The 24,478-nt window shown below is 57.6% G+C and carries 22 protein-coding genes and 1 pseudogene; 5 read left to right on the top strand and 18 right to left on the bottom strand.

All coding sequences use genetic code 11. From position 1 onward, the window contains the following. The first annotated feature begins 212 nt into the window (after positions 1–212). Positions 213–1,586 carry a LytTR family transcriptional regulator DNA-binding domain-containing protein gene (locus tag AC1L6K_RS19590; protein WP_480950501.1) on the top strand — a complete coding sequence of 458 codons (1,374 nt, stop codon included), beginning with the start codon at positions 213–215 and terminating at the stop codon, positions 1,584–1,586. A 248-nt stretch (positions 1,587–1,834) separates the two neighbouring features. Here the strand turns inward: AC1L6K_RS19590 and AC1L6K_RS19595 are convergent, their stop codons facing one another. From AC1L6K_RS19595 to AC1L6K_RS19680, 18 genes are all read right to left on the bottom strand, one after another. Further along, complete coding sequence (locus AC1L6K_RS19595) at positions 1,835–2,392, bottom strand: manganese efflux pump MntP (RefSeq protein WP_480950502.1); 558 nt, start codon at positions 2,390–2,392, stop codon at positions 1,835–1,837. A gap of 413 nt (positions 2,393–2,805) precedes the next feature. Beyond that, the gene (locus AC1L6K_RS19600; protein WP_480950503.1) at positions 2,806–3,894 is read right to left on the bottom strand and encodes a sodium:calcium antiporter; all 1,089 of its coding nucleotides are present in this window, start codon (positions 3,892–3,894) and stop codon (positions 2,806–2,808) included. Next, the gene (pqqE, locus tag AC1L6K_RS19605; RefSeq protein WP_480950504.1) at positions 3,891–5,126 is read right to left on the bottom strand and encodes a pyrroloquinoline quinone biosynthesis protein PqqE; all 1,236 of its coding nucleotides are present in this window, start codon (positions 5,124–5,126) and stop codon (positions 3,891–3,893) included. Before pqqE ends, AC1L6K_RS19600 begins: the two co-directional genes overlap by 4 nt. Further along, on the bottom strand, positions 5,119–5,397 hold the full coding sequence (gene pqqD / locus AC1L6K_RS19610) for a pyrroloquinoline quinone biosynthesis peptide chaperone PqqD (protein ID WP_480950505.1): 279 nt from the start codon (positions 5,395–5,397) through the stop codon (positions 5,119–5,121). Before pqqD ends, pqqE begins: the two co-directional genes overlap by 8 nt. Beyond that, the gene (gene pqqC, locus AC1L6K_RS19615) at positions 5,384–6,079 is read right to left on the bottom strand and encodes a pyrroloquinoline-quinone synthase PqqC (RefSeq protein WP_480950506.1); all 696 of its coding nucleotides are present in this window, start codon (positions 6,077–6,079) and stop codon (positions 5,384–5,386) included. Before pqqC ends, pqqD begins: the two co-directional genes overlap by 14 nt. A 6-nt stretch (positions 6,080–6,085) precedes the next feature. Continuing rightward, positions 6,086–6,982: a pyrroloquinoline quinone biosynthesis protein PqqB gene (gene pqqB / locus AC1L6K_RS19620; protein ID WP_480950507.1), complete on the bottom strand. Its 897-nt coding sequence runs from the start codon at positions 6,980–6,982 to the stop codon at positions 6,086–6,088. A 98-nt stretch (positions 6,983–7,080) separates the two neighbouring features. Next, positions 7,081–7,176 (bottom strand): pyrroloquinoline quinone precursor peptide PqqA, encoded by a 96-nt coding sequence (pqqA, locus tag AC1L6K_RS19625; protein WP_480950483.1) that lies wholly within the window; start codon positions 7,174–7,176, stop codon positions 7,081–7,083. Positions 7,177–7,211: 35 nt separating this feature from the next. Further along, positions 7,212–8,903, bottom strand: coding sequence for a PQQ-dependent dehydrogenase, methanol/ethanol family (locus AC1L6K_RS19630; protein WP_480950508.1), 1,692 nt, complete (start codon positions 8,901–8,903; stop codon positions 7,212–7,214). Positions 8,904–8,918: 15 nt separating this feature from the next. Further along, positions 8,919–9,395 carry an MSMEG_3727 family PQQ-associated protein gene (locus tag AC1L6K_RS19635; RefSeq protein ID WP_480950481.1) on the bottom strand — a complete coding sequence of 159 codons (477 nt, stop codon included), beginning with the start codon at positions 9,393–9,395 and terminating at the stop codon, positions 8,919–8,921. Positions 9,396–10,335: 940 nt separating this feature from the next. Next, positions 10,336–10,659, bottom strand: coding sequence for a DMT family transporter (locus AC1L6K_RS19640; RefSeq protein ID WP_480950509.1), 324 nt, complete (start codon positions 10,657–10,659; stop codon positions 10,336–10,338). Positions 10,660–10,729: 70 nt separating this feature from the next. Further along, the gene (locus AC1L6K_RS19645; RefSeq protein ID WP_480950510.1) at positions 10,730–12,214 is read right to left on the bottom strand and encodes an APC family permease; all 1,485 of its coding nucleotides are present in this window, start codon (positions 12,212–12,214) and stop codon (positions 10,730–10,732) included. Positions 12,215–12,651: 437 nt separating this feature from the next. Then, positions 12,652–13,029 carry a cupin domain-containing protein gene (locus tag AC1L6K_RS19650; RefSeq protein ID WP_480950511.1) on the bottom strand — a complete coding sequence of 126 codons (378 nt, stop codon included), beginning with the start codon at positions 13,027–13,029 and terminating at the stop codon, positions 12,652–12,654. Positions 13,030–14,016: 987 nt separating this feature from the next. Further along, the gene (locus AC1L6K_RS19655; protein ID WP_480950512.1) at positions 14,017–14,604 is read right to left on the bottom strand and encodes a TetR/AcrR family transcriptional regulator; all 588 of its coding nucleotides are present in this window, start codon (positions 14,602–14,604) and stop codon (positions 14,017–14,019) included. A gap of 225 nt (positions 14,605–14,829) precedes the next feature. Beyond that, positions 14,830–14,961, bottom strand: a complete 132-nt coding sequence (locus AC1L6K_RS19660; protein WP_480950513.1) for a putative transporter small subunit — start codon at positions 14,959–14,961, stop codon at positions 14,830–14,832. A gap of 9 nt (positions 14,962–14,970) precedes the next feature. Further along, entirely contained in the window at positions 14,971–16,668 is a 1,698-nt protein-coding gene (locus AC1L6K_RS19665) for a sodium:solute symporter family protein (protein WP_480950514.1), read from the bottom strand. Positions 16,669–16,997: 329 nt separating this feature from the next. Then, positions 16,998–17,378 (bottom strand): cupin domain-containing protein, encoded by a 381-nt coding sequence (locus AC1L6K_RS19670; protein ID WP_480950515.1) that lies wholly within the window; start codon positions 17,376–17,378, stop codon positions 16,998–17,000. A gap of 164 nt (positions 17,379–17,542) precedes the next feature. Beyond that, the gene (locus AC1L6K_RS19675; protein WP_480950516.1) at positions 17,543–17,905 is read right to left on the bottom strand and encodes a cupin domain-containing protein; all 363 of its coding nucleotides are present in this window, start codon (positions 17,903–17,905) and stop codon (positions 17,543–17,545) included. Positions 17,906–18,201: 296 nt separating this feature from the next. Further along, positions 18,202–18,612, bottom strand: coding sequence for a cupin domain-containing protein (locus tag AC1L6K_RS19680; RefSeq protein ID WP_480950517.1), 411 nt, complete (start codon positions 18,610–18,612; stop codon positions 18,202–18,204). 401 nt (positions 18,613–19,013) lie between these two features. Here AC1L6K_RS19680 and AC1L6K_RS19685 point away from each other — a divergent pair. The 4 genes and pseudogenes from AC1L6K_RS19685 to AC1L6K_RS19700 form a co-directional block, all read left to right on the top strand. Beyond that, a pseudogene (locus AC1L6K_RS19685) lies at positions 19,014–19,763 on the top strand (glyceraldehyde 3-phosphate dehydrogenase NAD-binding domain-containing protein); the annotation flags it as partial. A gap of 486 nt (positions 19,764–20,249) precedes the next feature. Next, on the top strand, positions 20,250–20,969 hold the full coding sequence (locus AC1L6K_RS19690) for a FadR/GntR family transcriptional regulator (protein ID WP_480950518.1): 720 nt from the start codon (positions 20,250–20,252) through the stop codon (positions 20,967–20,969). 816 nt (positions 20,970–21,785) lie between these two features. Next, positions 21,786–22,493: a cache domain-containing protein gene (locus AC1L6K_RS19695; RefSeq protein ID WP_480950519.1), complete on the top strand. Its 708-nt coding sequence runs from the start codon at positions 21,786–21,788 to the stop codon at positions 22,491–22,493. Between the two features lie 1,572 nt (positions 22,494–24,065). Continuing rightward, positions 24,066–24,446, top strand: a complete 381-nt coding sequence (locus AC1L6K_RS19700) for a cupin domain-containing protein (RefSeq protein ID WP_480950515.1) — start codon at positions 24,066–24,068, stop codon at positions 24,444–24,446. Positions 24,447–24,478: the final 32 nt, after the last annotated feature.

Genomic DNA, 24,478 nt, shown 5'->3' on the forward strand with positions numbered 1-24,478 from the left:
GCATTACACCAATGACACGTGTTCGTTGGATGCCTCGCGGGAACAACCCCGTCACCCACAGCTCCTATCCGGAGCTAAAAATTGGTCTGGACCAGCGCTGCCTGTCTGCGAAACTCGGTTGGCTGCAGGTAACTGGCAAACGGGGCAGACCGAGCGATTTTATGAATAACTCTAAGGTGGCCCCCATCTCAGTTCAACAGCATCTCCAGCCAATGACCCCCAACACGAACAGTACCGTTGTCCACGAAGCGTGGGAACGTTTTGTTCAGGGCGAGGATGACATCTACGGCGTGCGGCCGGAGGTGGCGATTTCGTGGCAGCGTTCCCGGGATCAATACAATATTGACCCGTATCTGTCCGAGGTGCCGAATGCTGTCTCCCCCGTCGCCCACTCCCAAGATCAGGATGTGGTTTTCGCAGAGCTGGGCTTTTGTGCTGCCACCATGGCGCACGAGGTCGCGAACGCCGGAGGGGTTGTCACCGTCGCTGACGCGAACGGACGGGTACTTACAGCGTGGGGCGACAAAAACACCCGCGCAGTAGCTACGGCGAACGGACTCGCCCCATGGTACAGCTGGTCCGAGGGCTCGGTGGGCACAAACAGCATGGGCACCGCACTCGAGACCCGGCGGGCGGTCATGATCCGGCGATCGGAACACTGGGCCAAGGCCTTCCATGAATGGTCCTGCGGGGCCATAGCGGTGAGGGACGTGGTTACCGGGGATCCGCTCGCCGTCCTGAATATCTCGTGTTGGCGCAGCGAACTTCCACTCTCCGCACGCAAGTGGTTGGAGAGCTCCTTCACCCACACCCAGAACAGTTTGCGCAAACGTGCCCACGACAGCGGCAGTGAACTGCTCGCCGCCTACGACCACGCCCGGCGGCGTTCAAACGAGCCCCTGGTGGCCGTCGACACAGCGGGCGCGGTAGTTATCGCCGATGACACCGCAAGCATCATCCTTGGTGTTCCCGCAAACACGCCCGCGGTTGACCCCGTGGTGCGCTGGACCCCGCAGCTCCCGCCGCTGATCCACGCCGCCCGATATGCCACCAAACGCGCCAACGCCGACGCCGGATGGACCGGTTCAACACAGATTTTTACGACTCTCTCTGACGAACCCTCAACCATCGGGATTAACCCCGTGTTCTATTATGGAAATCTGGTGGGCCACCTCATTTCGTTCGGCGACTTCAGTGGTGAACAGTTTTCCCAGGCAACACAAGGTGGGGTCCTGCTCGGAAAATCCCGTCGAATCATTGCACTCCGGGAAGAGAACCGGATGGTGTTGCTGGACACGGCCGAAGTCACAGTCGCCGAGGCTGACGGCAACGAAGTGTGGTTGCATGCCGATGACGGCAAACTGCGGGCTGCTTTGTCCGGGCTGGACAAACTCGAAAACGATTTGGCAGATACCGGCATTTTCCTGCGGGTACACCGTCAATATCTCGTCAACATGAGCCGCATCAGGGAAGTCGAGCGTCGGGAAAAAGGCGAGCTTGTCCTGATAATGGGCGACCCCGCGCATACGAGGGTCCCCGTGTCACGGCGAAACGCGCGGGCAGTGCGGGGAGCACTGAGCATCTGAGTCATTGGACTGGGCAGGGGAATACGCTCCCCTGCCCACTTCCATTCAGTGTTGGTGCACTTCGCAGGCGCAGTACATGTTCCTGCATGTGTAGCAGGCGGGCATTTGCTTGCAGCGTGGACAGACGGCCTCGCAGTCAACCAGGTCCGTATGCCTGCCGGCATCCTGGGAATCGTAGGACTCCCAGCAGTGATAGCACAGCGGCCTCTCGTTTTGGACGCCCTGAGCGTGAACTTCAGTGTTCGGCATCAGGCGTCACCCACGCCTACAACAACCAGACCAGCCATCACCAGGAAAGCGATTCCGGTTATCAAATCGGTGCGGATGCGGGGAATGAAGCTTGCAATCGTGCGGCCGATCTGATGTCCAGCTACCGACATCACGAAGGTGACCCCAGCGAACAGGACGGGGGCAAGCCATGGAGAGAAGCCTGCCAGGCCCAGCGCCGCGCCCGCAGCCAGGTTGTCCAGAGCCAACGGCAGTGGCAGCCAGCGCCGCGCAGTCTTCATATCCATGTCGGCATGATCGGGTGACCGAAGCGCCTTGACGGTGATCCACAAGCCGTATCCGGCAAGGACGACCACGGCGATCGTTTCGGCAATCTCAGAAATCCCGGTATGGGACATCTGCGCACCTAAGTACCCACCCCCGAGCATTCCGATGAGCGGTGTCAAGCCGTCCCAGGCAGCGAAAACCAGAGACGTCCTGACCGATTGGCGCCAAGTGGGTTTGAGCCCCCCGAGCACAATGGACGTCCGGAAGTTATCTAGGCCCAGGCCAAATCCGAGTGTGAGCAGAGCAATCATCACTTACCTTTCAGTTCGGTTGTCAGCAACGAGACGGGAATTGGCCCCGTCCCGTCTGTTACTGCAGAAGTGCCCCTTTGGCGCGCCCCAGAGTCGAGAAATCAACGGGCCAGGCGGCGGCCGATGAGGGTCGTTTGCTGCCGCTTCAACCAGCCCGTGGTCCGGGGAAAGCTGACAAACCAGGTTGGTCTTGGACGCCTCGCGGTGCCAACCGCCGCCGTTCGAATGGCAGATTCGTCCCAGTCGTTCAGGATGGTTGGCCGATACAAGCACCGTAAACGTTCCGAAGCGTTCAGCACTTGTGCATCCCCGCCGCACCCCCAAGGGGTGGCGCCGCGGACACGCAACCTCGAGGCCCTGCCCAGCAGCGCCGTCCGCGCGGTTCTTGCCGTCAACCATCGTCATGCTCTCCGTCAGTCCATCTCGATCGGCACAACGCCGAGTCCGAAGAAGGTCAGCGCCCAGTAACAGACGTACAGGCCCAGCAGGACGAATCCGTGCCATCGCCGGAGCTGACCCGTGGAGAGGAAGTAAGCACCGAGCGCGGTCAGCACGATTAGTGCGGGCAGGTGCCATGTGAGCACATAGGCATCGAGGACGAGGCTGCCGAGCAGCAGAATGATGCCCAGCTTGCCGGTGACCGAGAAGACGGCGCTGCCGATAACGTTCGCGACGCCGATCTCCGGCGCACCCTTGCGTGCCGGCGCCACCGACAGGAAGATGTCCTCGATGGTCAGGACGGCGGTGGCGATGGTCGCGCCGAAGACTGTTTCCTCGAGCCCGAATTGCTCCAGGATGCCCTCGGTTCCCATACCAGTCAGAGAAGCGCCAGCGATCACGCCGGCCAGTGCTATGACGGCCAGCAGTATCCACTTCCAGCCGGATCGCTCATGCAGGTTGGCGAACGGAATATTCTCGGAGAACTCCCTCCGTTCGCTCGCCCCGGAGGATCCTCCACCAGCTCCGCTACGTGTGGTTGGACGTTCCAAAACGGCAGTGCCGCCTCTGACCTCACGGGCCTGGGCATAGGCTTCGTACATCTCCGCATCCCGGAAGACCGGCCGGTCCGCTCGGGACTCCCGGACCGCAACATAGGTAATGAAGGCTACGAAGAGCCCAATCAATATGATGCCGTCAACGATGGTCATCGGTGGTGTCAGGATGAACGGGACCATGATGAGGGGTGAGAGCGCGAAAATCAGCAGGTAGTCGCGCGGTATGTTCACCTTGGACGGCGTGATGATCGCCATGAGCGCGAGCACGATTCCAATCATCGACAGCCCAGTCCCGAAAACGATGCCCACGGCAACCCCGTCCATGTCCTCAAGATTGAGGACAGCACCGAGAAAGATGTCATCGAATTCAATGCCGGTGAACACGATGGCGAGCAGGAACACCGAGACCCTGAGTCCACGCGCTATTCCAACCAGGTAGCCAATGAGCTTTTCGGCGGAGTAGATGAGCAGCACTGCCCCGAGGGCGAAGAGAAGAATCGAAGTCATGGCTTGGCTCCCTGTGTCACGGTCTCCCCTTGTGGAGCTGTGGTCCCCTGACCAGTGCTTGCCACCGGCGGGCGGGTCATCAACGAGACGGGAATTGGCCCCTTCCCATCTTTTGCTGCAGAAGTTCCTCGTTTAGTGCGTCCCATCTGCGGGCGGGGAATCAACGGGCCGGGCGGCGGCCGGTGCGGGTCGTTTGCTGCCGTTACGGCCGCTTCCACCAGCCCATGGTCCGGGGAAAGGTGACAAACCGGGTCGGTCCTGGACGCGTCGCCAGTGAGCGCAAAGGCCTGGCAGCGGCAACCGCCGAAGTCGATTTCCTTGCGGTCACAGCTGCGGCACGGGTCCGGCATCCATGCGTCGCCGCGGTACTCCTGAAACAGTGGCGACTCCTCCCAAATCCACTTCAGCGAGTGCTCTCGAATGGTGGCAGGGGGTAGATTCAGTCCGCGAGCCAGCTCATGGGCAGCCGGGCAGGGCAGCGCCTCGCCGTTGGGCACCACTGTGAACTGGCGGCTGGCCCAGCCGTCCATGCAGGGCTTCGGGAATTTGCTGTAGTAGTCGGGGACGACGTAAATGATTTCCATCTGGTCCCCGAGCTCCTCCCGCGCCGCCCGCACTACTGCTTCTGCGCGCTCCAGCTGGTCCCTGGTCGGCAGCAGCTCGGCCTGGTTGGGCCCGGCCCAGCCCGCATACTGGGTGTTGGCCAGCTCGATCCGGTCTGCACCCATCGTCGTCGCCATTTTGAGGATGCCGTCCATGCGGTCAATGTTTTGCCGATGCAGTACGACGTTGAGGGTTAGCGGCCACCCCAATTTCTTGACGCGCCGTGCGACTTCTTGTTTGCGCTCAAAGGAGGGGGTCCCGGCGATCTCGTCGGACAGGCCCTCCTCATCGGACTGAATGCTGAGCTGGACGTGGTCGAGCCCCGCCGCGCGGAGTTGTTCGGCGCGCCGGGTCGACAACCCGATCCCGCTGGTGATCAGGTTTGTATAGAGGCCAAGGTCGTGGGCAGTTTGCACCAATTCGACTATGTCGCGGCGTTGAAGTGGCTCGCCGCCCGAGAGATGCAGCTGAAGCACTCCCAGTCCGGCGGCCTCGGTGAACACCCGCTGCCACTCCTCTGTCGTCAGCTCGTTGTTATAGTCATCGAGTTGGAGCGGATTGGAACAGTATGCGCAATGTAGCGGACACGTATATGTGAGCTCAGCCAGCAGCCCGTACGGTTTATCCATGTTCTACCTCCATGCCGCGCTTGGTGACGAGTTCGGCCACGAAGCGTTGAACGTCGCCTTCGGCGACTAAGTCGTATCGGCCGCGCAGCTCGGCCGTGATTTCTGCGATAGTCCGCTGGCCGTCACACAACTCAACGATGGTGGCGCCAGTGGCGTTAATGGCCCAAATTCTCTCAGGTGAAAGCAGGGCATGTTCTTGGCGTGCGGTGTTGAAGACCATCCGCACGTGCGGGGCCAGTCGAGGCCGGGCGGACGGATCAGGGTTTTCCATAGCCCTGATCAATCGCATCGAGCATGCTCCACAACACGTCACACTTGAACGACAACGCCGCTATGGCGGCTGCCTGTGTTTCCACGGTGACGCAGTGCTTGCGTACAATCTCAAGACCGTGTTCCGAGTCCAACGGCGCCTGGGTGATGCGGGCTCGAAAGTAGGCAAGCCCCTGTGGGTCGATCCAGGTGTAGTAGCGTTCGAACGCGGCGAGCCTCTCGGCCATGAGGCTTGGTGCGAACAACTCGGTCAGCGAGGATGCCACTGCCTCCACCCAGGGGCGGGTGCGCGTGAAATTGACGTAGGCGTCGACGGCGAATCGCACGCTGGGAAGCAGGTGTCGGGAGTCCTCCACCTCCTCACGGGTCAGCCCAACAGCTTCGCTGAGCCGGAGCCATGACTCGATTCCACCAGTTCCCTCAGTTGTACCGTCATGGTCGATGACGCGCTGGATCCAGCGGCGCCGCACTTCGCGGTCCGGGCAGTTGCTGAGGATGTTACCGTCCTTGCGGGGGATGTTCAGCTGGTAGTAAAAGCGGTTGGCCACCCATCCGCGGATCTCCTCCGGGGTGGATTGTCCCTCATTCATCCGCTGGTGGAAGGGATGTTCGCTGTGGTACTGCTGGGCGTGCTGGCGGAGCGCTTCCTCAAGTTCATCGGGTGTGAGTACTGCCGTCATCATTGCTCCTTAAAATTCTATTTCCAGCCCGTCCACGGCGACTTCCATGCCATGCCGGTCCAGGTGCAGCCGTTCCGGTGAGTCGTCGAGCAAGATTGGATTGGTGTTGTTGATGTGGATGTAGATTTTGCGATCAATGGGTAAGGTCGAAAGCAGTTCAAGGCTGCCGCCCGGCCCATCGATTGGTACATGCCCCATGTCGCGCGAGGTCTTGCTGGCCAGGCCCAGGCTTGGCATTTCGTCATCCCGCCAGCAGGTGCCGTCCACCAGCAGAACAGCGGAGCCAGCCAGCTCCGCGAGGATGTCGGGGGTGATCGCCTGTACACACGGAAGATAAACCAGACTTCGTTGACTGGTGGTATCGGTGATGCGGTAGCCAACTACCCGACCATGTTCCTCGGCCCCCGGGAAGCGCATCCGTTTCTTGGTTGGGACGTCAAACGCGCGGTACGTCATCCCCTCCCCCAGTGCCACCTCTGCGCCGGGGACCACCTCCCGCCATGTGACTGGACAGTATGCTTCGAGGGTTTTCAGGATCCCTGTTCCCGTGGTGAGTGTTTGGTATACCGAGGCCGTGGCATGCACCTCGAGCCCGCGTCCCTCCCTCATGAGGAGCAGACCAAGCGTGTGATCGAGTTCCGCGTCCGTGAGCAGCACTGCCTGCATCCGGGCCACACTGCCATCGTCGGAGTGCAATGCCGGGAAAGCCTCTATTTGTGACTGGATGTCCGGAGAAGCATTAAGCAGGAACCACTGCTGCCGGTCAGCGCTCACCGCAATGGACGACTGTGTCCGTGGGGTGCTGGGTCGCGAACCGCTCCGTACAGCACGGCACGAAGGGCAGGCACAGTTCCACTGCGGGAACCCTCCGCCGGCTGCGCTTCCGAGTGTGTGTGCCCAGGTCACTGGTGTGGTCCTTTCGTGGATTGGGGTGTGGGGCGCCGGGCCTTTTGGCCCGGCACCCCACTGGTGTTGCTTATTTATTGCTTATTGTTTGTATGGACTTATTTGTCCATGGTGTCCACGTAGGCGGTTACCTCGGCGGAGACCCGGATTTCCTTGAGTGTGGGTGTTTCCCAGGTGGTTGTTGTGTTGTTCATAATGGTGTTGTCCTTTTCTTGTGTTGGGGTGTGGTTTAGCTGGGGAGGGCGAAGGCGATCAGGGCGCTGCCGTGGCCTGCGCCGAGCATGCCCGGGATGATGCCTTCGAGCCAGCCGCCCCAACCGACAGGGACGACGACGTACTGCTTGCCGTCAACGCTGTAGGTCGAGGAGGAGCCGTGGTGGCCGCTGCCACACTGGAACTCCCAGAGCTTCTCACCGGTGTTGGCGTCCAGAGCGACGAACTCACCGGTCGGGGTGCCTGCGAAGACGAGGTCTCCAGCAGTGGCCAGGATGGAAGCAGCCATCGGGTAATCGATGCGCCAGCGCCACTTCTCTTCACCATAGGTGTCGAAGGCACTGACGGAGCCGGCCATGTCGTCGATGTCGACCTGAACAGCAGCACCCCAATACGGCATGCTTTCTTTGAACTCGCGGCGTCGCCGGGTCGCGGTGGCGCCGACGTCGGCGACGGGCACGTAGAACATTTCGGTCTTGGGACTGTACGCGGCGTGCGTCCATTCCTTGGCACCGGCCGGGCCGGGGTAGAAGTGAACGGGCTCGCCTTCTTTGTCCGGGTACTTGCGCGGGGTGACTTTACCGTCGCGGGTGATGACTCCCCAGTCGATGCGGTCCACGAAGGGGGTCACGTGCTGGAGTTCGCCGTTGGTGCGGTCCAGGACGAAGAAGTAGCCGTTCTTATCGAAGTGGCCCATCAACTTCTTGCCATCACGCTCGAACAGGGTCATTTCCATGGTGGAGTCGTAGTCCCACAGATCGTGCGGGGTGAACTGGTAGTGCCAGGTAATCGCGCCTGTATCGACGTTCAGTGCCACGACACTGTCGGTGTAGAGGTTGTCGCCCTTGCGGACTTCACCATCGAAGTCCGGTGCCGGGTTGCCGGTACCGGCGTAGTACAGGTTTGTTTCCGGGTCGTAGGTGCCGGTAACCCAGTGGTTTCCGCCACCGCGCTGCCAGGCCTCACCGTCGGCCGGCCAGGTTTCCGAGCCGGGTTCCCCGGGCTTGGGCACCATGTAGGTCCGCCAGCGCTGTTCACCGGTTTCCAGGTCCCAGGCATCGACATGGCCGCGGACACCGAACTCGCCGCCGGCACTGCCGGTGATGAGCATGTCCTTGATGACCGTCGGAGCCAGCGAAGCACTTTCACCGGCACGCACATCGCCGATGGTGCGTTGCCAGACCAGGTCGCCGTTGGTGGCATCCAGGGCCAGCAACTGGGCGTTCGGGGTCACGAAGTAAACCTTGCCGTTGGCGACCGCGGAACCACGGTTGACGTTGCCGCAACACAGCGACACATCAAAAGGCACGGCGTGCTTGTAGCGCCACAGTTCCCGGCCGGAGACTGCATCCAGGGCCCAGAACCAGCCATCCCAGCCGGTGACATACATGACACCGTCAACGATCAACGGGCAGGTCTCAAACGCGTACGTAGACGCGCCAGCGATCTGGCCTGACTGACCGGCCTGGAAGATCCAGGCCGGGGTGAGCTTAGTGACGTTCTCGGTATTGATCTGATCCAGCAGGCTGTACCGCTGGCCGTCGTAGCTACCGTAATAAGTAAGCCAGTTATGCGACTCTGAACGGGCGTTCAGGAGACGGTCGTAATTGACATCGTTCGTTACCGCCGGCGCGATCCCCGGCACAGCACTGAGTGCACTGTGGTTGACCGCTTCGCCAGCATCTACATATTCAACTTCAATAGTCATTAGTTCAATCCCTTTCTACGGTCGAGGCTGCTCGGGTCGATCCAGCCGTGCTTCAGGAGGCACTTCGCCCTTGACAACAATCGCGGCCGTCAAGCCACGGCCCTCGTCGTTGCCACCCGGGGAGGAGTACCAGTAATAGCCGGGACCGTCCAGAACGAGCCTGGCCTTGCCCTTGGAATGATTGAGCAGCCACAAGAACTTTTGATCCCCATTGCTGGGCAACAAACATGAATGCGTGTTCGTGTCATCATTGATGACCGTCAGCTCCAGGACACCGCCACGAGGCAGCACCAAAATTGCCGGTTCCCAAGCGACCGAGTCTTCCTTGATCCTGATCGTCGCCTCCATCACCCCGTCAGCACGCTCTGTCGCCGCAGCTATCGTCCCCGTTGACAACACACGACCCATCGAGGCCTTGTTCTGGCCATCCAGACCATACAAAGCCAGCAATTCAGACCGCTCGTCAGTTTTCACTTCTTCAGCAACCGTCACTACACACCTCCTCCATCAAGAACCCGCCTGCCCACCACAGCAACTCCGCCGCACCAAGCAAAATACGAGTCCACCCGCCCATCCGGGCCAGCTGAAAGACAACCATATTCCCACCCCAACCCCACCACCACAGGCAACCGCCCACCCCCAACACCCACCCGCTCACCCCCCAAAAACCACCGCTCACAACGAGACTCACATCACACAAACCAACCCAACCCACCCAGGCCCGAAGACATCACGCAAGGCTGGAATCGCCGAGATCTAGGCGTCTTCGCCACGCCAAGCCAGGTGGCTGCATTAAGAAGAAATTCCCCTGGGGCGATCCCCCTGAAGAGTTGGACGACGGTATCGACCTCATCGCTGTCACCAGAACCACCCGCGGCGGAGCCGGAATCCAGGACCACCCAAAGACTTGGCACGGCATGCGCCAGCTCACGGTCCCTGACTTATGGGTCCGGCAAATTCGCGAACAGCACTCCGCCAAAAAGATCAGGGGCACTCCCGCATCGACGTCCACCCTCCCGTTCCTATCTGAGCGCCAGCCACGGGCGTTGCATGAAGTCTAGGTTTGTCCAAGGCCGCGCCGCGACAGCGATCTGATTTTGAAGCGTGAGTCCGGTCGACCGGATCGTAGCAAAGGTATAGCGGGACGTTTATGTGTTGTGTTCGGGCGGCTCCGGGAGGGCGCACCCCTCCCGGAGAGCAGCCAGGTACGAGACGGTCCTGGCTACTCTCCGGCGTCATAGCCGGCGAGAGTACGGGCAAGGCAAGCAACCGCCATCTGCACACAGTATTCGTATTGATCTGGCTCGTCGCTCTTACAAACCTTGGCACGAAGTAGGAACACAACACCTACCATTAGACGCGTCATGCGGACAGTCTAAGCAGAGGCCCCAGGTTTGAAACTGAGAAAAGGACTCTGGGACTGGCCCGGCATTCAGTGACTTTGATCGATCACCTTCAAACCGATCACGCAACCCACCAGCCCAAGAATGAGCAACACCTTAATCACTGAGGTGGACTCGCCGCCGAAAATCATCGCGTAGCTGACGGTGATCGAGGCCCCGATGCCCACCCACACGGCATATGCCGTTCCAATAGGGATCTCGCGCATAGCAAGGGCCAGGCCGACCATGCTGGCTAAAATGGTAACGGCAAAAATTATGGTCGGTCCAAGTTTACTGAAGCCCTCGGACTTACCGAGAGCAGTGGCCCAAACAGCTTCCAAAACACCCGATGCAACAAGAATGATCCACGCCATGATTATTTGTCCTTCAACTCTCCTGACAAAAGCCTGGGGTCAGGTACTAGGGGGCCTAGCGCCGGTTCTGTCACGTAAGATCTGAAACCTTTTCCAGATCTACAGACTTATGATCTGAAGTGAGAGCAGTGGCCGCTTTGTTTTTGGTGCGTCTCGATTCATGCTGGGAATACATCCAGATGGGGATGTAGAGCGCCAAAACGAGGAAGGCAACCCAAGTTGAGGTCCAGCCGATTTCCAGGCTGTTGAGGTAGACCACACCGACCAGGCACAGAGGCAGGTTGAACAGGCCGAATATTATGGCCACATTTTTCCATCCCTTGGGTGCTTTGAAAGGTCGTTCCAGATTCGCAAAGGACGGGTGTTTTTTGGCCTTGACATAGGCGAAGAGGCTGATGCCGTTGGCGCAGGTGTAACCAATCGCCGAGGCTGCAAGAATTGCCGCAGGGGTTCCCATGGAAATCAGGACCAGGTTGAAGGCTCCGATGACCAGCATGGCAAGGAACGGGGTTCCGTGGCGGTTCGTCTTCCCGAAGGCCTTGGGAAGGTTGCCTTCCGTGGACATGGAGTGCATGGCACGGGAAGAACCCAGGTAGGCCGTCTGGATGATCAAGATCATGGCGAAGATCAACAAGACGATGGTGATCATGGAACCGGCTTGCCCAAAGACAGCCTGGGCGACTGGAATCAGGGGCGAAACGGGCTCCGCCAGCACACCATCAACACCCAGCACGCCGATCACTGAAGATTGCACCAGTATGAACAAGACGAGACAGATGATGCCGCAGGTAAACAGCGCCTTGGGGATGTCCTTGGACGGGTTTTTGTACTCAGGGCCGTAGATGGCTGCTGTTTCCCAAGCACAGGCACTCCATTGTGCCATCGCAAAGAGGCCAAAGAGAATCAGGATATGATGCATGTCCCAGGCCCAGTCAGCCGGCATCCAGCTGCCGGTGATATTGCCGAGCTCAACTTTTCCGGTTGCAAAGGGAGCAACAGAAAGGACAACCAACGGAATCAGAGCAAAGGCACCCAGGATGTAGCCGAGGATGGCGCCGTCCTTGAGCCCGAACCAGTTGACCAAGAACAATCCGGTGAAAATCACTACACCTGACATCAACGCGAGCTGATATTCGCTAAATGTCTCTCCCAGCACCGGAAACAAACCGTGCAGATAACCGCCGACCAAGATGGAAAAGATTGCCATTACCGGGTTCCAGGCAAACCAGTAGCTCCAGGCGCTGAAGCCACCGATCAGCTTGCCCTTGTCATACTTACCTTGGTAGTTTTCGGTCCGAAATACATGCTGGGCAAAACCAGGCAGGCCGGAAGCTTTGGGAAAGGCGGTGGCCATTTCAGCGTACGCGGTGTTCTGCATAAATCCCTGAAGGACTGATAGTCCCCAGATAAGAATTGCTGCACCAGACACCCACAGCGGCAGATAGCCCAAAGACGGCAGAATCAGCAAGGGCACACCAAGCGCAATGGCCAGACCCTGTTTCCAGTCGATCGACCTTTCCAGGTGATCGCCTCCATCCAAACTCTTTTTACTCATCAAACTCTCCCTAGAAACGTATAATCATCAGTTTTTCTGTTATGTAACTTGGTTCGCGAATCATTCACTTAGCAGTGAAATGCACACAACGTCCATGCCGGCAGGTGACACTCGTATGGCCTGCCATTGATCCGCGGGATCACTAGAGCTGATTGCTTGAGAATGCAGTACATTCTGCGGATGCTTGGATGTCGGCTGTGGATCCTATGAAGACGAGCCGGTAGCAACGCGCAAATGTCTGATCGCAGCCCTAGGGTCCGGGCGTGTTTCAGGGTTTGCATTATCGAAGTGAATGCCATGCCCTTGACCGCTGTAGTGGTCCGCCATGAGGAATCGGTCTTTCCAAACGACACACAGATGAGGCCACGGAAGCCCGGCTCACAGTGGGCGCCTTCTGGCGCAGTCAAGAATGCGCCAGAAGGCGCCTGGGAGGGGCTTTAGGGTGCGAAGGAGCGGTGTCCGGCGAAGAACCCCAGCGCGTAATCGGGGGTTTCGAACTTCACTGTTGTTCCCTTGGGGAAGAACAGGACATCGCGTTCCTTCGCGTGCGTTACATCCCCTGTCGTCTGGTCGGTGAGGATGAACTCACCTGTGATGACGACCTTCATTTCGTCGTACGTGTACGTGTAGATCAAGGGATCGGAGGCCTTTAGCTCGAAGAATCCAGAGCTCATGACCGACCCCTCGGGGTTATGGAGGGAGTCGCCGATAGCCGCGTCAACTCCAGGCTCGTTCATCGAGGGCAACCCGATGTAGCCGTTTTCTACTTTGTGGATGGATCCGGCCTTGGTGAGTTTTCCTGTGAGGGTTTCCATGATTTTCTCCTACAAATAGTGTTGTGAAAGTATGATTCATCGTTGGATACATGCGGAACTACGCTGAAGATCAGGCAGGAACCCTCCGCTTGGGGCTTCGGAAGGGACCACCCGCCACTCCCCTTCTAGGGGCCAGCCGGGTTCTACTCCAAACCCTGCCATCGTGATGCATGTCACGTGCACTTCTTCCTGACTGCAAAGCTACGCCGCATAATTCATATAGTCCAGTCTTTTTTTAAAACAAATCTCCTAGAATTCATTTGATTAACCCATCAGCAAGGTGGCACTTAGGATCCGAGGGATAGCCGCTTTACCTTGCCATCCCGCGAAAAATGCCCATCACTGCCCGCTCCCCTGCGGAGAGTCTGAGGCGTCAGAAACTTACTTTTCTGCTAGTTTTCTTGCAAGTATTTTGCTGGCAGGCGCATGGATACAGCGGTCATAGGCCTCGCTGCCATCGCCGGCATGATGGTCATTGGCACATCCGTCATTGAAGTCTTCGCCAGCCGTGGGCCCCGTCGGATCCCGGTGCGTTCCTGGTAGTGCCTTGCTGGATGGGTTGAGGGTATGGACAATGGCCCCATGACAGCCGATTGATGACTCAGCGTCCCGCTCGTGAAAGCTGCCAGTGGCTGGCCAGGTGGATGCCGGGCGCGTCAGGAACCGGAAGCTGCCCTTCTTTCGACGTTCGGCGCCGCCTCGCTACGAAGAAAATAACTGCATTGGGAGAACCTCAGTTCCTAAAAAGACTCGACTCACAGCATGATGTTTTGCCTGCGAGGGGCAGGCGTTCGTGGAGGATCTCCAGAAAGAAAACGGTGAACGCTTCAGCTCGGTGTTGAGGGGGAAAAGGACGGCCATGCGGCTCGGGCTGATGTTGTGAGAGTCGCACGTCCGGTTCGGCGAGCAGCCACGGCCAAGTGCAATCCAGAATTGGGACACGGGTGCACCGTCGCTGCCCTACGAAATAACCAGGTGGTAGAGGGTTTAGACGCCGGCTTTTATCAGCAGGGCGTCGACCATCATGAAGAACTGAGCACGGCAATCGACCGCCCCCGGGGCGGTCATATATTGAATTGCTGCTCCGTCGAAGATCATAAGAAAGCACCTGACCAGAGTGTCGAAATCTAAGAGGCATAGCTCGCCACTGCTCTTGGCTGCGGAAGAGAATGTATTTCCCAGCTCCGCTTCGTAAGCCGGATAGATATTCGCGGCCAGCGGGCTGACAGCGGCGTTTCGTGTTGCCCACAGGATAAGTTCGATCTCAGCGAGTATGTTCGCGGGATCTTCCTCTAGTGCCTTCCAATACCCTGCGGCCACCTCTTCCACGGTCTTTCGAAGTCCCAGATGCTCCGGGATTTCGCTGGAAAAGCGACGCAGGTTCTTGAACCAAGCCTCGGCTGACGCCTCCATAAGCTCTTCTTTATTGCTAAAGCAGTAATGCGCCGTAGCCAAGGGGGCCTTTGCTTCTTTGGCTATAGCCCGCATAGTCACTGACTGAACACCCTCACGACGCATAATTTCAACTGTCGCTGAAATCAGCTGTTCTTTCCGTTCTTCTGAGGATACCCGCATAGCATAATCTCCAGTCTCCCGATTGCGGCCCGCCAGAGCAATTTTCTTACAGTAAGACTACTGCGGCTCGTAGCCCTGTCATCGATGAATGCTTCAGAGCATCCATCGATGACAGGGCTACGAGCCACTTTCGGTCAAGGACACGAAATCGTCATTCACCGCAAACGACTCCGAGATGCAGAGCCAGACAATATCCGGCCTTGGACTCAAAGGGCCGCGCTGTAGTCAGACCAGTGTCCGCCCCTCACGTTTGGCATCGCGGATGTCCTGGATGAGGGCCTTGCTTAGGACATACATCACCCCGACCACAATAATTGGCCAAACCAGTACATATAGTGTCAACAAAAGAACACTCATGGGTTTCTCCTACGCTTTCTTCTCGAGGACCAAATCATCCGGCGTGTCGTCGCCGGAGGGTTCTTCACGTGTGTCAAAGTCCCCTAGGCGGTCCTTGATCGTGTCAAAGTCAAAGGATGCCTTGTTACGGAAGCACATGAGGTAGCAAATGACGGTGCTCACCGAGTAGGCCACCAGGGAGCCGGACAGCACCGGGTAACCGTGCAGGAATCCGACGGCGAACGGCGCTACCGCCAGCATTGCCACGACGGCGACAACCTTGGCGGTCTTCAAACCGAAGAAGCCAAACGCCATCAAGCCCAGCACAACACCAACCCCAACAATGGACAAGATGTCCACGGCGATCCCCATGACCCCCGTCGTGGGGATCCATTCGAACCGGACGGGGATGAAGACGGCCAGTGCCACCATCACCGAAACCGTGAACGCCTTGTTGGTGACTTTTTGCCAGTAGAAGCTGGCGATGACCGGGAATACTAGGGCACCCCACAAGGCGCCAACAAACACCAGCAGGTCTAGGATGTTCAACTGGCCGCTGGCGAAATACAGGCCAGCGCCGGTGGCCACAATCATGGTGATGCGACCAACGAGCAGCATGGTTTTAGGATTTGCTTGGCCCTTTTTAGCAATGTTCTGGCCATAGACGTCGGCCATCATAATGGACGACATGGCAGCAAGATCCGAATCAGCGGTGGATGACAAGGCACCAATAATCATTATCAGGAAGACACCCAACAAGATGGGGCTCAAATACGTCGCGGCCATCTGCGGGATCAAGTTGTTTGTATCCCCGTCCAACGGGACAATGCCCGCGTAGAGGGCGATAACGCCGAGCATGCCAATGCCGATGATGGTGGCACCATAACCAACCGTGGCGGTGATGAAGGTCTTCTTGATCAGGTCTTCGCGCACGGCAAAGAGCCTCTGTGCGATGGTCTGGTTGCCGATGGCATAGGCCAGCACCGCAGCAATGTAAGGGGCACCCTGGTTCATGAATGCTTCGGAGGAGAAGAAGTTGGACTGTTGCGGTGTCAGGTTCGCAGCTCCCGTGACAAACATGTCGGGGCCGCCGGCGGCAAAGAACACCACCGGGATGATGATCACCACGGCGCCGAGCATGGCAGCCACCTGCGCGGCGTCAGTGAGCACCGACGCCCGAAAGCCTGACCAGAGGGAGTACAGCAGGATCCCGCCGCCAATAAACACGATGCCTTGAGTGAAGCTAAACGGTGACAATAGTGCAATCAAGGCACCACCGGCGATGAAGTTGGAGGTGATGCTGATCATCGAGCCAACAATGTTGGATCCGGCCAGCATCAACTGACTGGATTTTCCGTGGCGAGCGTACATGACTTCGGCCAGGGTGTGGGCCTTGGGTGCGACGGCGCGGATCCGCTTGCCGAAGGGATAGATGAAAAGGATCATCAACGCGCCCCACAAGCCATAGTGGATCGGCCCGGAAATTCCGTAGGTGTAGCCAGATGTCGCCGACGCGTACATGGACGCAGCCCAAATCCAGGTTGCGGTCATACTGGCAGCGGATACTCCAAAACCCACCTTGTTGCCGGCGGTCATGTAGCCGTCGGCGTTCTCGTTCTTCTTGCCAATAAAAAAGGTCATCAGCAGTGTGCCGCCATAAAACACCACCAAAAGCCCGATAATGAGAAAACTATTTAATTGATTGAGATCTGAACCATCTAGCGCCATAATATACCTCTCGCTGGGAGTGAATTCACCGGTATCCAATCGAATTCAGCGCGCACGACCCATACAAAGGTTCATAAACATCCGGTGACGGACTGCATTGGCGCGCTTCCCCGCCCGGACTGGTCGCATGCAACAAGCAGAATTATCTACTTGGACGGCCTGGAGTGAATCGCAGACAAGGCGATAATTCACTTCCGGAAAATCAACGACTGACGCTCAGCCGTTAACGGGGATATATCTGTTCCTGGGCAACGTAAAGTTCCCAGGCTGAGCTACCAGGCCTTTGCGACCGTAGTAGCCAATGGCACTAGGGCCCCGAAACGCCAAGCTTAGGCTGACATGGAGCCGTGGGCGGTGAAGAACCCCAGGCCGTAGTCGGGGGTTTCAAAGGTGATTTCTGATCCCTTGGGGAAGAACAGGACATCTCGTTCCTTGGCGTGTGTTACTTCCCCTGTAACCCGGTCGGTGAGGATGAATTCACCCTTGATGACGACCTTCATCTCATCGCATTCGTACGTGTACACCAAGGGCTCGGAGGCCTTCAGCTCGAAGAATCCGGAACTCATGACCGACCCTGCAGGGTGGGTGAGGGAATCGCCGATTACGGCGTCGACTCCGGGGACGTTCATGGACGGCAGTCCGATAAAGCCGTTTTCTACCTTGTGGATGGATCCGGCCTTGGTCAGTGTTCCTAGTGTTGTGGTTTCCATGATTTTCTCCTAAAAATAGTGGGTGTTAATGTAAAATTTGCCTTCGTATGAATTTCAATTTGAGGTACTAGTTGTTTCAGCGCACTCAAAGCAGCTCTCTTGATCACTGAAATGTCAGGTGCGGGTCGATAGTCTTCCAATGCGGAAGGCCCACTCCCGGCGTGTTAGAAGATTACGTAGAGTTTGCGGAGTGTCTCGTGAAGCTCCCAGTTGCCGCTCCAGCCTCGAGGGATGAAGACTGTATCTCCGGGGCCCACGAGCTCAGGCTCGCCGCCGTCGGGAGTAATTGTCATCGATCCGGATAGGACATGCACAAATTCGTTTGTTTCAAGGACCCAGCGAGAGGGTCCTGCGGTGCATTCCCAGATGCCGGATTCGGCACCATTCCCGTCCTTCCACAGGTATATTCCGCGAGTTTCCATCCGGTACCCAGTTGCTTCTGGGCAAGGACCCCAATTGTCCAGCTCCGTAATGCTCTCTGCATCGCGGATCAAGCTGGTGGAGATGGAAGCTGTCTTTGCAGTCATTGCGTTTGCCTTTCGTATGGGTTATCAGGCGTTTCTGCCGATAGAGGTTTATGTTTTTATTTCGTTACAGTCCATTCGTGCCCCTAGGCACGGCCCTCACGACATTCCGCGTTGTACCAAAAATCCGCTAATCCATGCATTAAACCGACTACGGCCACCGCATGGAAGAGCATGCTGATTCCGTAGTCAAATCCGGATACCAGCGTCCGCCTCACCCGCTAGGCGATTGGCTAGGTGGCCAGCCTGTTCAGGGAAGGAGAGCCAGCAGAGGTCTTGCGGGAGGTATGTCTCGGGGTTCAGAGATCGGAGTATTGGAAGGAATGCGATTCCAGGCCTTCGGGGTTGGGGCCGTAAATAGTGACCATTCGGGCGTAGACAGGTGCCCAGTACCGGCCCAGGCGGCCGGGATTGACACGCGCCGAATCACCCGGCTTCAGAATGACAGTCTGGCCGTCGCTCTCGATATGGAGTTCACCTTCCAGCACGAATGCAGTCTCACTGTGGGGGTGAAAGTCCTCCCAGGCACAGGCCTTCAGCTCCCACTCCGAGAGTATGAAGTCGTCCCAGCGACCCACGGGTTTCGAAGTTATGAATCTGCAGCGCAATCGCTGCCATTCGCCGTCCATGGGCGCTAGGGACATCGCCGGCCAGAAGTCGATCGCTTCCCCCGTCGCCAGTGCCGAGGGCTGAGTGGTGGTTGTAGCCATTGCTTTAACCGTTTCTCTAGGGGGAACCTGCGTTGCGGTTTGCTTGGGTGAATCTAAGACCCGTCGTACTTTCGTGATGTAGGTCACTGTGTTTTAAAACTTTGACATTAACATTTGTTCAAGTCAATCGTTCGAGTTGAATTCTTTTAAATTTCTCGAAACTGCCCGAAAATACAGCTCATATGGCCGAAATTGCACCAAAACCTACCCGAGAGGATAGGAAGAACCACTCGTTCTGGTATTTTACCTACCAGAACAGGCGGAAAGCTGTATGCCCATTCATCTACTTCAGCTGTAAATGCAGGCAAATTGCACAAGGAACTGCAAGATTCCTGGGACACCGCTGAACCTGAAGTTCAAGCACGTACACCCCTTTCGCACAGGAACTCCGATGACACAACCTCAAGGCGCACCGTTTCGCGCGTCGGATCAATAAGGACGAATTGCGCCTGGAGGAGACTGCACCGTTGCTGGACACGTTGGCGCAAGTGCGGCTCGGCTCAGCCGCGATCGACATCGGGCACCTGGACCAGAAGCTCAAGGAACAAGAAGACGGTGCCACCCTGACGGAATTCCGTCGTGATGAGCCCGCTGAGATCGTCGGCAAGCACGGCGATGAAGAGCGAACCAGCACGGACGTTGTGCTCTACGACTTCGGCAGAATCGGCCGGCGGCAGGCCCGCCTCCTGATCGAAAGGCCCCGTATTGGCCACGGCCTACGCCTGCGCGCCATTGTGGCCTGTCGCGGGTCCGACAACGACCTTGACAAGCGCGCCGGCCTGCTGCGCCGCGACTCGGTCCATGGTTCCTTGAAGGGCACCATCCGGATCAACGAGGGTACCAACACCATCACGACCAACGGGGTGCAAGTGCAGGTAATCTACTCGGACAACCCGGCCACCATTGACTACACCGCCTACGGCATCAGCAATGCCCTGGTGGTGGACACTACCGGCCCGCTGACGTGACGCTGAAGGACTGTCCCAGCATCTGCAGAGCAGGGAGTTGCACGGGTAGTGTTGACTGCCTCGGGTAGGGGTGAGCTGTAGTACATCGTCCACGGCGTGAACCACGACACCATCAAGGAGACGGACCAGATCGTGTCCACGGCGTCCTGCACTACAAACGCCATCATTCCGGTTCTGAAAGCCGGAAGAACGCCATCTGCCTGGGACACGACGCCATCACCGGCTGCATCAACTCCGACAGAGGGATAAAACCGATGAAGTGGTTCATCTGCAGGGGGTGCTCCTGATGTGTCCAGAAAATGTGGTGCGGTAACTACATTTACCCGCGTCAGAGGCATCCTTCAGGCTTGAATTACGAAGTCAGGTCACACCGCCATGAAATCTCGTGGTTAGTCATCAGAGTGGGACGGGTGACTGGAACGATCCCTGCACGTAGACAGGCTGCCGCGCGGAGTCGGCCATGACGCGGGCCTTCCCGGTCTTGAAGCTGAAAATGGGTCGGGTTGAAACTCGGAGTATTGAAGGTTTTGTTTGAATAGACCCTCTGTATCAGTCAAATCCTCTAAATACTGCCCGGACGGCTTAGTATTAACACAACCCATAGTCCATTTTTCGGAGCGAAGACTCTTGGCCTCACCGACCCCATTCCAATCGCAAATCTATCGGCCCTTGCCCGAAATTGAAAGGGCCGATGCGATCGTCGAAAGAATTAGCAAGGCCATCGCCCTTGGGCTGCTCGGCGTAGGGGAACGCCTGCCCCCCGAAGCTGCACTGTCGGACATGTTTGGGGTTGGCGGCGCGACACTTCGCGAAGCCTTGGGGGCGCTGCGTGAGCGGGGCGTCGTCGAGACTCGCAGAGGTCGCAGCGGGGGAACCTTTGTCGTCAACCAGCCTCAGCCTCAAACCGACACCATGCGGGATTGGTTTCTCACGACATCCATTTCGGAAATACGCGACCTCGGAGACGAACATTCGGCTATATCGGCCGCGACAGTCCGACTGGCCTGTGAACGCGCTGAAGCACACAACCTCGACCGTCTTCAAGATCTTGCGCGAGCGTTGGTTCTGGCAACGACCGCCGAAGTGCGTGCTTCTGCTGACAGCCGCTTCCACATCGAGTTAGCGGTATCGGCGCAATCGCCCAGGCTTACCGCTGCCGAAATTCGGCTTCAAGAAGAATCCGTCCAACAGCTTTGGGCCCCCCTCACGCTGGCATTTGACCCGGAATCGGCAACCGGTGAACATTTGGAATTGGTCCGGGCAGTGGCCCACGACCAACCCGATAGGGCACAAAGCCTGGTGCTGGAGCACATCAGGCGAAACATCTTCCATCTCATCGACACGAAACTCACCCTCGGTTACACCCAAGCAGTTCGAGATGGCCAATGAGGCTGTTCGCTTTTCGTCGTTGATACCTACTCGATAAGACCATTTCATGTCACCGTCCGGGCAGCACGTCTCAACAGGACATGTTTTCAGTACTTGGTTGATATGCGGAACTCGCGGATCATGCTTCTTGTGGTTTCGATCATGGTGTTGCTGCCTCGACTTTGGCGGTGGTCACCCGTGTCGCCCAACAGAGTTTGGCTCTCGGACCACTTCTTCAGCACCGTAACCCTTGGACGGTAAATTTTCGACATGGCTGCGGCACTGACCTAGGGCTAGGACTCACTTCGTTCTTGAATTTGCAGTTCGGAGCCGTAGTGGTGGTTGTCAGTTCCCAATGCCTTATGGCCGGAGGAGATCACTGCATCCTCGCCGTGTGTCCTTCAACCGTGAAGTGAACCGCGCGATTCCCGGCACCTGCGCCGGAGGAGTCACAAAGAGCTTTCCAGTCGTAACGCATACGTCCACGCCACAGAAACCTCACATGCCGGAGACAAGGGCGTCACGAACCCACTGGTTTCGGCACGAAGGCATCAGGAATGCAGCTCAGGCACGCCGCCTGAAGCCTCAGGTGACCGTGACCGGACGTCGGCGGCGTCGATGTCATTCACGGCAGTAACACACGGCAGAGATGAAAAACAGATCTATCAAATTGAAGAGTAACGTGGTCGAATACGAGGATGGCTCAGTAAGCTGGATCACAGCTCGTGATTCCTGAACTGGGAAAATGTTAGACCTCTCCATTTTCGGCGCAGGCAACGAGCCCCTGTCCTGCCACTACCCGAACCACGATTCGCCACCAACCGGGAAGACCCGCCAATGAGCCCCGCTGCTGAAGTCGTCCATGCTGCCAATGCCCTCACTTCGTGGCTTAGCGGAGTTTCCACCGAGATCGACAAACTCTCCAGAAACGTTTCCGCGAGGCTTGAAGAAAACCTCCACGGCAAGTCCAAGGTTGATAAGACTGCACTGGTCGGTTTGGACGGGTTAGCACGGGATTTCCTGACGAGGAACACTTTTGCTGTCGGCGCCGGGGCATTCTTCGCTGCGGATTCTGTTGAAGAAGGTAGCCGAACGGTGGAATGGTGGTCCCGTAAGAAATCCGGCGCCATCGGCAGGCTCGACTTTGACCTGACTCCAGGCAGTCAGCGATATTACGATTACGAAAAGCTGCCGTTCTTCTCAACTGCGGCCACCACAGGTGAACACACCATTTGGGGCCCATATGTGGACTATCTCGGTTTCGAGGAATACGTCCTTACGTTCGCGTCGCCGTTTTCCGTCTGTGGAAACTTTGCGGGGGTGGCGGGATGCGACATTCGGGTCAAAGACTTGGACCCTCTCATCATGCCTAATCTGAGCGGCATCGCCAGCGATGCCGCTCTCGTCAATGCCAGCAACCGCGTCGTTCTCGGCAACTCCGGGATGTACTTGGTTGGCGAGCGGATCAAACCTGGATCTCCAGACCTGCATCAACTGGCCCTGGACATTCCCCACTTGGGACTCTCATTGGTCTACACAACCTAGCTTCGGAGCTGCTGAAGTAAACAGGGATCCGACTTGGTGGGAATGTGAATATCTCGATGCCCACGCGGTTCATGGCTAACACTTGTTTTCCCGCGGCCTTGAGACGCTAGACGCCATCACCACTGGCTTTGTCGCACTCGTTCCACTGATGATAAATATTGGTCAGTCTTCCATCCTTACGATACATTCCAGCATTAGATTCGTCCTGACCTATCAGGCGTCTGGCACCCACATCCGCAAGTAAGAACCTATTTGGCAGAGGCGCGTAAAAGCGGAGAAGTGCCCCTCACCGTGCAAGCCCAACCGCTACGGGTTTGCGCCGTCACGCCAATACAGGTGGCGTCTCGGTCTGGACCGACAACGACGCTGCCGTTTTCGCTGGTATGCGCCGATATCGGATGTCCCAGCAGAGGTCGGGGTTGCCGGACCAGCACCAGGGCTTCGAGTGTTGTCATGCCACCCGAGACCCTGGGCTAGTGTCCTGCGCCGGTAGTTCGTTGTAGAGGTCGCTTGAGGGATTCAAGGATTTTTTCCGCGATCTTGGTCCAGATGAATGGCTTCGGTCTCTCGTTCCATTCCTTGCCCCATTTGTGGATGTCGGAGTCCAACGATTGAACGGCGCGGTGGCCTGAGTCCTGAAAATGAGAGCTGTGGTGACGTAGGCAAGGAACCCCTCGACCTGGTTGACCCATGACGAGTACATCGGGGGAATGCATGTGGAAGCGGGGATGGGATTCAAGCCGTTTCACGCTCGGAGGACTCTTGTGCGTGCTGTAATTTTCGCAGGAAGGTGCACGTCCAAATACCCCGTGGCCTCGGTATTGATCCAGTTCAAGTGCAGTTTGAACGGGAGGGCCCGGTGCCGTCGGTGAATGCTGGAAATGACGGCGCCTCCCTGGGTGTTGAACGCGACAGGCAAGCTGAGTGTCTGATTTGGGCACGGTGCCCGGCCCGGATACTGACAGGCAACAATGTGGGTCCTGATGCCTGGTGTATGGCTCAGCCCTGAATTTCTGTGGCTTGAAAGCCATGAGCGCAGATATGCCCGGCGATCATCGTCGGCTGGCAGTGGCCAGATGCTCGGAGAAGCCGGCGGTGATGGCCGGTCATGATGGTCCCGTGGCAGATCGAGACGCCTCTTTGTGACCGGTCTTGGCGAGACGGAAGGCGTGCTCCGTCGTTACCGCGGATGTTCAACTCGCTGCCCCTGCCGGCCAATCAAACATACAGCGTCCGAACTTTTCCAAGTTCCAGCTGACAGTCCTCCGATACTCAGGGCTGTCTTGCCGACGAAGAAATTAATGGAACTTAATGACATTTGTTTTTAAAAAGACTGGACTATATGAATTATTCGGCGTAGCTTTGCAGTCAGGAAGAAACGCACGTGACTCGCATCACAATGGCAGGGTTCGCAGCAGAACCCGGCTGGCCCATAGAAATGGGGGGCTGATGGGCTGGCGGGCGATCACTTCCGGAGCCCCAAGCGAAGGGTTCCTGCCTGATCTTCGGCATAGTTCCTCATGCATCCAACGATCAATCATACTTTCAAGACTCTATTTATAGGAGAAAATCATGGAAACCACAACACTAGGAACACTGACCAAGGCCGGATCCATCCACAAGGTAGAAAACGGCTTTATCGGACTGCCGTCCATGAACGTCCCCGGAGTCGACGCCGTAATCGGCGATTCCCTCACCCACCCTGCAGGGTCGGTCATGAGTTCCGGATTCTTCGAGCTGAAGGCCTCCGAGCCCTTGGTGTACACGTACGAATGCGATGAGATGAAGGTCGTCATCAAGGGTGAATTCATCCTCACCGACCGGGTTACAGGGGAAGTAACACACGCCAAGGAACGAGATGTCCTGTTCTTCCCCAAGGGATCAGAAATCACCTTTGAAACCCCCGACTACGGCCTGGGGTTCTTCACCGCCCACGGCTCCATGTCAGCCTAAGACCCTCCCATGCGTCCCGCATCCATGACTGT

The sequence above is a fragment of the Specibacter sp. BI4 genome, assembly GCF_056680095.1.